Source organism: Pedobacter endophyticus (assembly GCF_015679185.1).
Taxonomy (GTDB): Bacteria; Bacteroidota; Bacteroidia; order Sphingobacteriales; family Sphingobacteriaceae; genus Pedobacter; species Pedobacter endophyticus.
In genome coordinates this window covers 1,016,237-1,029,051 of sequence record NZ_CP064939.1, presented here as the reverse complement: position 1 = coordinate 1,029,051, position 12,815 = coordinate 1,016,237, and the positions used below count along the sequence as shown (strand labels likewise).

At 43.6% G+C, this 12,815-nt stretch carries 8 protein-coding genes; 5 read left to right on the top strand and 3 right to left on the bottom strand.

Features of this window, described 5'->3' with window-relative positions:
* Positions 1-9: 9 nt before the first annotated feature.
* From IZT61_RS04080 to IZT61_RS04070, 3 genes are read left to right on the top strand one after another with little or no spacing between them, the layout of a single operon-like run.
* Positions 10-3,147, top strand: coding sequence for a SusC/RagA family TonB-linked outer membrane protein (locus IZT61_RS04080; protein ID WP_196099924.1), 3,138 nt, complete (start codon positions 10-12; stop codon positions 3,145-3,147).
* Between the two features lie 12 nt (positions 3,148-3,159).
* The gene (locus tag IZT61_RS04075) at positions 3,160-5,238 is read left to right on the top strand and encodes a RagB/SusD family nutrient uptake outer membrane protein (protein WP_196099923.1); all 2,079 of its coding nucleotides are present in this window, start codon (positions 3,160-3,162) and stop codon (positions 5,236-5,238) included.
* A gap of 19 nt (positions 5,239-5,257) precedes the next feature.
* Entirely contained in the window at positions 5,258-6,259 is a 1,002-nt protein-coding gene (locus IZT61_RS04070; protein ID WP_196099922.1) for a DUF4973 domain-containing protein, read from the top strand.
* Positions 6,260-6,596: 337 nt separating this feature from the next.
* Here the strand turns inward: IZT61_RS04070 and IZT61_RS04065 are convergent, their stop codons facing one another.
* The 3 genes from IZT61_RS04065 to IZT61_RS04055 form a co-directional block, all read right to left on the bottom strand.
* Entirely contained in the window at positions 6,597-6,887 is a 291-nt protein-coding gene (locus IZT61_RS04065) for a type II toxin-antitoxin system RelE/ParE family toxin (RefSeq protein ID WP_196099921.1), read from the bottom strand.
* A complete protein-coding gene (locus tag IZT61_RS04060) occupies positions 6,877-7,113 on the bottom strand; it encodes a hypothetical protein (RefSeq protein ID WP_196099920.1) in 237 nt (78 codons plus the stop codon). The genes IZT61_RS04065 and IZT61_RS04060 overlap by 11 nt, the downstream gene beginning before the upstream one ends.
* 652 nt (positions 7,114-7,765) lie before the next feature.
* Positions 7,766-9,439 (bottom strand): glycoside hydrolase family 43 protein, encoded by a 1,674-nt coding sequence (locus IZT61_RS04055; protein ID WP_196099919.1) that lies wholly within the window; start codon positions 9,437-9,439, stop codon positions 7,766-7,768.
* Positions 9,440-10,160: 721 nt separating this feature from the next.
* Between IZT61_RS04055 and IZT61_RS04050 the strand changes: the two genes are divergently transcribed.
* Together IZT61_RS04050 and IZT61_RS04045 are read left to right on the top strand one after the other, a co-directional pair.
* Complete coding sequence (locus IZT61_RS04050) at positions 10,161-10,898, top strand: 3-keto-disaccharide hydrolase (protein WP_196099918.1); 738 nt, start codon at positions 10,161-10,163, stop codon at positions 10,896-10,898.
* Between the two features lie 9 nt (positions 10,899-10,907).
* Complete coding sequence (locus tag IZT61_RS04045) at positions 10,908-12,263, top strand: Gfo/Idh/MocA family protein (protein ID WP_196099917.1); 1,356 nt, start codon at positions 10,908-10,910, stop codon at positions 12,261-12,263.
* Positions 12,264-12,815 lie beyond the last annotated feature (552 nt).

The window sequence follows — 12,815 nt, the reverse complement described above, 5'->3', positions numbered from 1 at the left end:
TATTATATAATGATGAGATTTATTGTACTAACGTGCATGGTGTTGTTTGGCATTTGCCTAAACGCTATGGCGCAGGAAGTGATAGTGAAAGGAGTAGTTACCGACGAGAAAAAACTACCCATTCCCGGCGTAAGCATATCAGTTAGCAATGTACCCGGATTAGGCGCTATTACTGATGTAGATGGAAAATACAGCATTAAAATGCCCTCATACCAAACATTGGTTTTCACCTTTATGGGTTATGATAAAAAAGAAGTATTGGTTAAAGAGCAACGCGTGGTTAATGTTACCCTGATAGAATCGGAGGCCAGTGTACTCGATGAAGTAGTAGTAACCGCAACTGGTAGCGAACGCAAAATAGCCATTACAGGTGCAATTACAACCGTAAACGTCGAACAACTAAAATCGAACCCCTCCACATCAATGGCCGATGCGCTGGCAGGTGTTGTGCCCGGTATTCAGGCTATGCAAACTTCTGGCCGTCCGGGCAGCGTTTCAGAGTTTTGGGTGCGCAGTATTTCTACATTTGGGGCAAGCAATGCTGCATTGGTACTCATCGATGGTTTTGAACGCGATATGAATGAGATTAATGTGGAAGATGTAGAATCGTTTTCAGTATTAAAAGATGCCTCTGCAACTGCCATGTACGGTAGCAGGGGAGCCAATGGCGTTATTTTGATAAAAACAAAAAGGGGAAAGGAAGGGAAAGTTAACATTAACGCCAAGGTAGAAGGCTTTTACAACCAGCTTACCAAGCTGCCCGAATTTGTTGATGGCTATACTTATGCCTCCATGGCAAACGAGGCCAAAATTGTTCGCAACCAGGAGCCGCTTTTTTCTAAAACAGAACTTGAGGTGCTTCGGTTGGGGCTCGATCCCGATCTCTTTCCCAATGTAAATTGGATGGATGTAGTATTACGCGATGCTGCAAAAAGTCAGCGCAGTATGCTTAACCTCAGCGGTGGCGGTAAAACCGCCCGCTATTATTTATCGGGAAGCTACCAAAACCAACAAGGTATGTACAAGGTAGATGATGCCCTGGGAGATTATAACACCAATGCCAATTTTAATAAGTACACCTATCGCCTAAGTGTGGATATGGACATTACCAAATCTACCTTGCTAACGGTGGGCGTATCGGGCTCATTGCGTAAGCAAAACGACCCGGGCGTGGGCAGTAATGCCATCTGGACAGCGCTAATGGGCTATAATGCCATCACCTCGCCGATTCGGTATTCAGATGGGAAAATTCCTGCAAGCGATGATGGAGATAACGATCCGAACAATGATATGGACCGGTTTAACCCATTGGTACAGGGAACAATGACCGGCTACAACGAAAGCTGGAGCAATAACATTCAAACCACTTTAAATCTCAATCAAAAGTTAGATTTTATTACCAAAGGGTTATGGTTTGTGGGGCGCTTTGGATACGATACCTACAATAACAATTATATTAAACGTTACAAATTTCCCGAATTGTGGAGCGCCAACCGTTACCGCAACACCTCGGGCGACCTTGTTTTTAAACGAATAAAAGAAGAACAAAAAATGACCCAATCGGCGGGATCAGATGGCGATAAACGTGAGTTTTTTGAATGGGAAATGCATTACGATCGCAACATTGCCCTGCATAATTTTGGCGGCGTGTTTAAATACACACAGGCATCAAAAGTGTTTACGCAGAACATTGGTACCGACCTTAAAAACGGAATTGCCCGCCGAAATCAAGGTTTGGCAGGTCGCGTAAATTACAACTACAACTCCCGTTATTATGTCGATTTTAATTTCGGTTATACCGGATCAGAGAATTTCCACAAAGATTATCGCTTCGGGTTCTTTCCTGCCATTTCTGGCGCATGGAACATTGGCGAAGAGCCCATCATAAAAAAGCTGGGTTGGGTTGATATGTTCAAGGTGCGTTATTCTTACGGAAAAACAGGAAATGACAATCTGGGCGACATCAGGTTTCCTTACTTGTACACTTTAGAACAAATGTATCAGAGAGATGCAAATGGCAATATCCAATATTATTCTGACGGAACGCCAATTGGGGCCAGCGGCTATCAGTTTGGCGATTACGAATCGGCATCCCGCCCGTGGGGAGGTTTAGGATACACTTCTGTAGCCTCGCCAAATGTGACCTGGGAGGTTGCCACCAAGCAAGATCTGGGCATTGATTATTCATTGTTTCACGATAAGATTAGTGGTGCTGTCGATTACTTTTACGAGCGCCGCGAAGGCATTTATATGAGCCGTAATTTCCTGCCGGGATTCGTCGGTCTCGAAAACAATCCATCGGCCAATGTGGGCGAGGTAAAGGCGCACGGTATTGATGGTAGCTTTACCTTCAAGCAGAAAATATACAATGTAGATTTAACTCTTCGCGGTAACGCCACTTATAGCAAAAGCGAGATTATTGAACGAGACGAGGAAAACACGATTTACGCTTACAAACTGCAAGAAGGCCACCGCGTAGATCAGGCAAGGGGACTTATGGATTTAGGCTTGTTTAAAGATTATGATGATATCCGTAACAGCCCCAGGCAAACCTTTGGCGAAGTGATGCCCGGCGATATTAAATATAAGGACATTAATGGCGATGGTAAAATCGATGATAACGATATCGTAGCTATTGGCGCCACAACCAGGCCCAACCTTACTTACGGGTTCGGTGTTTCAGCAAGCTGGAAAGGCCTCGATATCAACGTCCATTTTCAAGGTGTAGGCAAGTCAACCTATTTCATCAACGGTTCATCAGTGTATATGTTTAACCTTGGCCAAAACTGGGGCAACATCCTCACCGATATTGCCGACAGCAACCGCTGGACGTTAGGCGTTAACGAAGATCCAAATGCAGATTACCCACGCTTAACTTACGGCCCCAATGCTAATAATTACAGGGCATCTACCTTTTGGTTACGGGATGGTTCGTACCTGCGCTTAAAAACCCTCGATATAGGTTACTCCCTGCCCAAAACCTTTGTTAACAAGGCCCATTTAAATAACGTTCGTTTCTTTTTAATAGGTACCAACCTGCTCACATTTTCGAAGTTTAAGCTTTGGGATCCCGAACTCGGAAGTTCAACCGGCAAGGTTTATCCGCTTAGCAAAACATTATCAGTAGGCGTATCAGTTAATTTATAAGCATCAGAGAACATGAAAAAAATACTAACAATCTTAACTGTTGCAAGCACCATACTCATTGTTGGCGGTTGTAAAAAATATCTCGATTCGGATTACCTTTTTGATGAGCGATTAACCACCGAAGAGGTGTTTACCAATACCGATTATGCAAACCGATGGCTGGCAAAGGCTTATTCATTTCTAGGAAGCAACTACATGCAAGACGTAAGCAGCAAAAAATCGGTACCCTTTAACTTTGCCGATGACATGTATTACGGCGATGAAAGCGACGGTTATAAACGATGGAAAAATGGCCAATACACCGAAAATGGCTTAAACGGAGAAAGCAAGGAAATTTGGAACACAGCTTACAAGGGAATTAGACAGGCTTCGATTTTTATAAACAATATTGATATCAATAAGACCCTTTCTGTAAAGGAAATTGCCGATATGAAAGCGCAGGCGAGGTTTTTAAGGGCTTACTTTTATTGGGTACTGCTGCGCACCTATGGCCCAATACCTATTGTACCCGACGAAGGTATTGATTACACAAAGGAATATGATGAGATCGCACAGCCGCGGAACACTTATGAAGAATGTGCAACCTATCTTTCGAATGAACTTGTAGAAGCTGCAAAAGGGCTCTCTGCCCAGCAGGGAATACAACAGCTTGCACGGCCCACGCGTGGTGCTGCTTTAGCACTCAGGGCCCGGGTATTACTATACGCCGCAAGCCCATTGGCCAACGGAAAAGCTCCGGCAGAAGTGGCTGCGGCAATGGTTACCAAAGACGGCAAGCCCTTACTTTCGCCAACGTACGAAGAATCGAGGTGGGCAAGGGCTGCAGCCGCCGCAAAAGATGTGATGGACCTTGGGCAATATCGCCTTTATGTGGCCTACAAAAAAACAACTGGCGATGCTGCCTATCCGGCAACAGTTACCCCTCCATTTGATAGCAACTTTTCTAACAGTGCATGGCCCTCGGGCTGGAGCGATATCGATCCTTTCGAGTCCTATCGGGCACTGTTTAACGGAACCGTTCCTGCGTATCAAAATCCAGAGCTCATTTTTACACACGGCCAAAACCAGGGCGGCGAAGGCATAAATGTTTTGGTATTGCACCAATTGCCCCGTTTAGAAGGTAAAGGATACAACTCGCACGGCATGACACAAAAACAGGTTGATGCCTATAGCATGAACGATGGCAGCGACATACCGGGAATGAACAGCATGTACGCTGGCAGACAGGGTTACGAAAACAGGTACAATACGCTGCCACGCGCAACAGGCTTTGTAAAACAAGAAGAGTTATCAAAATATCCCGAATTAGGTCCTTTAGGCGTTGGAGTAAACAAGCAGTACGTTCGTCGCGAACCACGCTTTTACGCCTCAGTATCGTATAACGGCTCAACGTGGAACCTGTTAAATGCCGAAAGTGTGCGGGATGAAAAAAGTAACGTACAGATCTTTTATTACAGAGGCGATCCCAATGGGTACAAGAATACGTCGTACTGGCCGCGAACAGGAGTGGGGATAAAAAAGTACATCCATCCAGACGACATTAGTAATGTGGCCGTTACGGCATACGATCAAAGTCGGATGAAACCGAAAGTCGATCCTGCAATTCGCTATGCCGAAGTGTTGCTGATGTATGCCGAAGCACTAAACGAGCTGAACGGTTCGTATACCATTCCATCATGGGACGGTACCAAAACACACAATATATCGAGAGATATTTCGGAAATGAAACGTGGAATCCAGCCTATCCGCATCCGTGCGGGTGTTGCCGATTACGCCAGCGATGTTTATTCAGACCAGAACAAATTTCGTATTAAATTGAAGCGGGAGCGCCAGGTAGAATTGTTTGCCGAAGGACAGCGTTATTTCGATTTACGCCGTTGGACAGATGCACAATCTGAAGAATCGGCCCCTGTTTATGGCTACAATGCTTATGCTACCAAAGCACAGGCCGACCTTTTCCATACCGTGGTAGAAACGCCATCGCTGCCCTCTATTTTCACTCTTAAAATGTGGTTCTGGCCGATACATTTCGATGAGCTGAAACGAAATAAATACCTCACACAAAATCCCGGTTGGACCAATCCTGAATAATTTAATAGAATCTACAAACATGAAGAAGAATTTATATTTTCTGTTTTTACTGATAGCAACAGCAGCAGGCTTTGTTTCGTGTAACGATGAATGGAAGGAAGAGCAATATGTTCAAATGGCATCATTTAAATCAGACCCCACCGCTCAAGGAGTAACCTGGTGTTATATCCGTTATAATGCACAGGGTAAATTGCGATATAATTTGCCGGTTATCATTAGTGGCTCAACAGCCAACGTAAAAGATCGAACCATCCATATCGGTTTAGACCCCGATACACTGGCGAAATTAAATCAGGAGCAATATGGCCACCGCCAGGAGTTGTATTTCAAGCAATTGAGTACAAATTATTATGCTATGCCCCAAACAGTAAACGTACCTGCCGGAGTAAGCACCGTTACGGTACCCATCGATTTTACCCTGGGAAATCTCGATCAGGCCGACAAATGGGTGCTCCCCTTACAAATTTTAAGCGATCCCTCATACGATTATCAGGCCAACCCGAACAAGTATTATCGGCGAACAATGTTGCGCATCACACCTTTTAACGATTACTCTGGCGAATATGGCGGCACCTTGTATAAAATATACCTCGACGGAGATACCGAACCGCTAACCTTAAATACCCACAGAACTTTTGTTGTAGATGATAAAACCATATTTCTGTATGCCGGCATCAGAGATATTGATTACCTCGACCGTAAAAACTATAAGGTGTTTATTAAATTTACCGATGAGAAATTAGATGTCCAAAAGAAAAAGCTGGAAATCTGGAGCGATAATACCGCGAATAACAAATTCAAGGTGGGCGCAACGCAATCTTATTATACAAGAGACGAGGCAATGGATGCAAAGCTCCCATATTTGAAACACATTTATACCACGCTTTACCTTTCTTACGAGTTTGAGGATTATACCACAGTACCCGGCCAACGACTAAAGTATAAGGTAGAAGGTACTTTATCGATGCAACGCGATTTAAATACCTTGATTCCTGATGAAGATCAGCAGATACAATGGTAAGGGAAAGGTAGAGGGTAGAGGGTGATAAGGTTTAAGGTAGAGGGTTTGCCTTTCTCTTGATTAAAAAAAACCACGAATTGGGAGTTAATTCGTGGTTTTTTGTGTGTAAGCTTTGTCATCCTGAGCGCAGCGAAAGGATCTCCAAGCGATGAATCCGATAGCTATCGGACGCAGAACGCCAAAACCCCACTGCCAAAAGAGGGCGAGTGGACAAGGGCGGTAACATATAGGTTGCAGATACTTCGCTATGCTCAGCAAGGCAAAACCCTTGCTGTTATGGTAGCTGATCTACATAATTTTCTGTCTGTTAAATATTTATTTTTGATTAAGCTTGCACTCAAGGTCTTTTGTTCGGATGGCGTTTATTGTGGAAACACGATAACACCCGGATCTTCTTTTCATCTTCATCAATGGTAAAATAGAGTGCGTATGGAAAATTTCTGATTTTTAAAGCCCTTATATTTTTATATCGAACTCTAACAAGGGGAGCTGTTTCTAAGGTGGCATACGCTTCTTTAAGCGCCAATGCGAAATTTAAAGGTGCATTAATGCTGTATAATGCGTAATAATCAATGGCATTTTCAATCTCCTTTTGAGCCCGAGGAGATACCACGATTTTATAAACCATACTTTTTATTAAGCTGTTTGATAGATTCTTCGGCCGAAAGATAAGTGCTTTCATCTTCCTGCAGGCGCTCGTCTAAAACGGCCTTTGCATCAGTCGTCAGTTCAAAATCACTGTCATCTTCCTCCACAATAATAGTAATGGGCTTCGATTTAAAAGTGGTTTTAATAGCATCCACAATGTCGGTGCTTAAATCCTGTGCAGATGTTAAATGATATGTTGTATACATAAACTTCTGTTTATTATTGTCTTCGTTTTGATAAAGATAAAAAAGATATTAGTTCTTTTTGTTAAAACAAAGCAAATTGCAAGAATATACTTTTTGAAACTGAAAGGATAAATATTATTTCAAAGATTTCTCGGCTGCGCTCGAATCCGATAGTTATCGGCTGACGATATGTTTAACGCTGTCATCCTGAGCGCAGCGAAAGGATCTCCAGGCGATAAAAACAAAACGCCAATAAGGCACTGCCTAACAGTTGAAAACGCCATCGACGTTATTTTCCAGTTTACTAGTTATAGGCCCCTGCATTACGGTCGTCATCCTAAGAGATTAGTTCTTGGGAAAACAGAGAAGTTGGGATGACAGTTTTTCACCGAGTCGTCATTGCCCCAAAGAGGCTACTTTGTAGCGAGGCTGGGCTTGAGCGAGCTGAAGCAATCTTAGAATGGCCGCCACAGAGAGATTGCTTCGTACCTCGCAATGACGACCCGTTCATAGGTGCTGTCATCCTCAGCTTGTACCGATAGCTATCGGTAGGGGATCCTAATGCGTAAAAATGCTACTTTGCATTAGGATTCCCGCCTGCGCGGGAATGACGGCAAGTAGCCTGCATGCGATTTACTTTGCTGTTGGCTCCAGCCAACGGCCCATCAGCACATCAGTAATTCGCTATTCTAAAACTTTTAAAAGATCCCTTTTGTGGGGCATTGCCTTTCACTACAATCCCGGCTCTGTAACCCATTCCCCATGGAACGTACTTAGCTGCGTTGAACGGCGTGCGATAAAGGCTCACCCATTTTTCACCATCGTTTTTATAGAAAAATTCAATCTGTTTCCCGTTATCAGCAATCTGCATTCGTAATTGCACCGTTTTTGATAAGCTTATTTTCAAATCCTTAAGAACGGTGTATGTCCCCTCGAAATTGTCAAAAACCGCAAGGCCGTCGTTTGAAGCAGTTATTCCTATTCCACCGAGTTCGCCGGGCCATTTGCTTTTAAAAATTGCGCCACCCAGGCAAATCCCTGCGTTTGTTTCATTAACATTTACATTCGCTTCGATATTGAAATTTACCGTTTTAATGTATTGCCCCAAAAACGTTCCGAGGCCATGGTTTTGATCAGAGGCAGCAAGGTTTAAGCCATTCTCGAACGACATTTGGGGCCTTTCAGACTTTGATGGCCATTGCCATACCAAATTCAACTTGGTGTCCTGCTCAAAGTCGTCAGTAAAATTCAGGTCAGACTTGGCACGATTTGGAACAGTTGCGTTGTGTAGCACAGGCCAACCATCTGCACCAATTGTAAGCTCCTCTATAACACCCTCCCGGCCAACAAAAACATCATAGTCCTTATTAAAAGCATGATAAAGCATAAACAACCGATCATCGGCCGATTTTACAACCGTACCATGTCCGGGGCAATTCCATTTATCGTTACTCGCCATTATGGGGTTGTTTCCGTATTTCTCCCAAACCCCGCTCGCTAAGTCTTTGGTTCTGGCGATGCCCGTTTTATAGTTGCAATTGGCATCGCAGCAGCCGCCAACCGAGTACAGGCTGTAAACATATTCTCCCAAAGTAAAAAAGCAGGCCCCCTCTACAAGCCCCGTTTCCCAGGGTTGGCTATTGGTAAACATTTTAGTTTTTTGGCCAAGTAATTTTGTTCGGCTTTCATTAATTTCTTGTTTCCAGATCCAGCTTTCTTTGCCACAGCCGTTACCATCGTTTTTCCAAAAAGCGTAAATTTTGCCATTGTGCTGCAGCTCAAATGCGTCTATTGCACCGCACTCATCCTCTATAATCACTGGGCCGTTATCTGTAAATTTATCCGTTTCTATTTTATCTGCATCAACCCAGGCAATGCCACATTGCAGACCCGGATTGCCTTTGGTTTCTCTGTTGTGCGCCGTGTAATAAGCATAAATACGATTCTGTTTTGCATCATAAACCAGCTCTGAAGCCCAGAAATTGTTTTCGCCCCATTGGTTTTTCATATCCTTAAAGCCGTTGGGGAAAACGTGGTTGATCAATTTCCAATTTTTAAGATCCGTCGATTTATAGATCGTAAAATAAGGTGCCCACTCATTCGTGGTCGACGTGGCATAATACACCTTGCCAACCCTGATAATTGATGGATCCGGATTATCGCCGGGCAGGGCCGGATTTACCAGTGCACTTCCGATCGGCACATCATCGCTGCTTGTTGTTTGCGTTCTGTTTATTCCACACGATAAAAGCGTAAGGCTGGCAACGAGGCAAACAGTGCTGTTTCTCAAGGCATCAATTGAAACCGAACCTAAAGTTGCCGGGCTCAAGCCGCATCGCGTAAGCATCTTCGAAGCCTTAGTTATTAGTTTAGTTTCAATGGATAGAAGCTTTCTTTTGAAAGATGCACGAAGCAAGGATAACGAAAAACTGGTCATGTAATTAAATGTAAAAGCTATTTTTTGTTAGTGTTATTTTCTCGAAAGTAAGCAATTATAAGCATGAAGATAGGTGGGGCAGCCCCGAGCCATCGGCTGCCAACATCGTTTTGCTCAGCAACCAAGGCTGCAAATACCGTAAGCAATGTTGATCAATGTATCGTTTTTGGAAATTGTAACTTATTGTATATTAATTTTTTGTTGAATTAAAGTTGAATTCACGCCTTTGCAACCAAGTCAATATTGAACTCGGCGAACTGTTTTTTCAATCGCTTTTTGTTCATGCAATTGAGACAAATCGACAATAAATTGAACATATTTTACCATGTGCATTGGCTTACTTTGAAAATAGAAACCAATTATAAACTTGCTTCGGAGTTTGAATAACAAGAATTAGTTGTTTAAGAAGCTGCTGGATATTTATGAAGCCGAAATTTTTTGTCTTGCTCATCGTAGGCGTAATCTCAATACTAACAATGCTTATTCGTATCAAAACCGCTATTCCAAAGCAACTTCATGGTATAGAAATAGTAAATAAACCCTTAGCCTTGATGCTACAATTTTGGATCGGTAATATCCTTTAAACTGAGTTCGAAGAAATACAATTAAAACACATATAAAACTAAATTTAATGAAAAACAATAGGTTAATTTACACGCTACTATTAGGTATGTTCGCAGTAAACCTGGCTTATGCACAGAATACCCTTAGCAAGAGCGAAAAAAAGGAAGGTTATAAACTGCTCTGGAATGGAAAGGATGCAACGGGTTGGCGTGCTATATTTAAAGAACAGTTTCCTGCCAAGGGCTGGGAAATGAACAATGGCGTTTTAACGGTATTGGCATCAAACGGAAGGGAGCAGGGCTCGGGAGGTGATATCGTTACCCGCGACCAATTTTCGGCGTTTATATTAAAGTTCGATTTTAAATTAACCCCGGGCGCCAACAGTGGCATAAAGTATTTTGTAACAGAAGAAGAAAAAACCAACCTATCGGGCATAGGTTTAGAGTTTCAGGTGTTGGATGATGAAAAGCACCCGGATGCTAAGCTCGGCAAAAACGGCAACCGCAAACTAGGGTCGCTTTATGATCTTATCCCATCTAATAAACCTGCATCGGTAATTAAGCCGATTGGCGAATGGAACAGTGGAGAGGTGAGGGTTTACCCCAACAACCATGTGGAGCACTGGCTAAACGGTGTAAAGGTTGTGGAATACGAACGCGGCTCGAGCGAATTCAAAACGCTGGTTGAGGGTAGCAAATACAAAAACTGGAAAAACTTTGGCGAAGCGAAACAAGGCCACATCCTCATTCAGGATCACGGCAATAAGGTATCGTACAGAAACATTAAGATAAAGAAACTTAAGTAAAGCAAGGCTATGGAAGAATCAAGAAGAGATTTTATTAAAAAAGCAGCAATTGCGGCAGCTGGAACCTATGTAGGCACTTTTGGGATGTCGGCTAAAAGTTACGCCAACATTATCGGTGCCAACGATCGGGTGAGGGTTGGCGTAGTGGGTTTTTCTGATCGATTTAAAGACACCCTGTTTCCTTGCTTTTTAAACCATAATAAAGAACTGAACTTCGACATTGTTGCGCTTTCCGATTTATGGAGTTATCGCCGCGATCTTGGAACCGAGTATATTACTAAAAAGATCGGTCACGATATCACTTCCTTTAAAAACAACGATGAGCTTTATGGAATGAAAGATCTCGATGCGGTAATTATTAGTACGCCCGATTTTGCACATGCCTCGCACGCCATCGAAGCGGTAAAGAATAAAAAGGATGTATACTGCGAAAAGCCTTTCGCCGAAACGATGGACGATGCCCGTGCGGCCTTAAAAGCCGTTCGATCATCTAAACAGATCTTACAAATTGGTTCGCAGCGCCGTAGCGGACAAAATTATCAGGCTGCAGCTGATTTTATTAAGGAGGGAAAATTTGGCGATATTACCATGGTAGAGCTGAGCTGGAACGTAAACCAGCCGGGCCGCTGGCGCCGCCCCGATTTGGTAGCCAAGCTGAAAGAACAGGATACCGACTGGAAACGGTTTTTGTTGAACCGCCCCTATGAGCCGTTCGATCCGAGGATTTATCTTGAATACCGCCTTTTCTGGCCTTATTCATCTGGCATGCCGGGGCAATGGATGAGTCACCAGATTGATACCGTACATTGGTTTACCGGCCTCGCACATCCGCGTAGCGTAACCGCCAACGGTGGCATTTATCAATGGAAAGATGGTCGTAGAAATTGGGACACAACCACTGCTGTTTTCGATTACGGTCCGCTTGATGATATGAGCAAAGGCTTTCAGGTGGTATTTACATCCCGAATGCATAACGGCGATGAAAGGCCTGCAGAAATTTATTACTCGAACGGGGGAGAGTTAAACCTCATTACCAATACTATATCGCCACAAGGTGGGTTAACAGCACGAGCGGCAGCGGCAATGAAGATGCAGCCAAATTTGCTTCCCGAAATTAAACTTGCAGCGCCATCGGCGGCCGCGGCTTCTGCCAATACCGGCGCCGATGTATTAAGCTCCAATCACATGCGCAACTGGTTAGAATGCATACGCAGTAGAAAAGAACCAAACGCTCCCGTTGAAGCAGGTTACCAGCACTCCATAGCAAACATCATGACAAACGCCGCGGTACATACCGGCGGCAAAGCAACCTTTGATGCAAAACGGCAGGAGGTGATGGTAAACGGAAAGGTTTTTAAGTATTAGCGCCTCAACCAACCCTCCCCAAAAGGGAGGGTTTTAACGTTTTTTAATTTTAAAAAAACAAAGCGTTGTGATGACAGGGTTTTACGCTGTCATCCTCAGTATAACGAAGGATCACCAAGCGATGAAACGCAGAACGTCAAAAAACCGCTGCCAAAGAGGGTAAGTGAGTAGGCAGGGATGGTAGGATGTAGGTTGCAGATTTTTCGTACCTACTATTGACGTTTTCTGAAAACATTAAAAATCGTCATTTGACTGAAGTGCTCCATAGGAGCTCCTTTTGAGGAGAAATCTTTGAACCTTGAATAAAGATTTCTCGGCTACGCTCGAAATGACGATGCTTCTTAGCGTATTTTTCTAAAAAACAACGTCATTCATATTGATTTTTACCCCACAATTACCCCTACCATTGACGTGATTGTTTAATATGTATAAGACACTACATGAACGGTCGCCATTCCCAGCTTGACTGGGAATCTTAATGCAAAAAAAGCGCCACGCTTTAGGATTCCCGCCTGCGCGGGAATGACGGCAAGAATAATTTACGTCATTCAT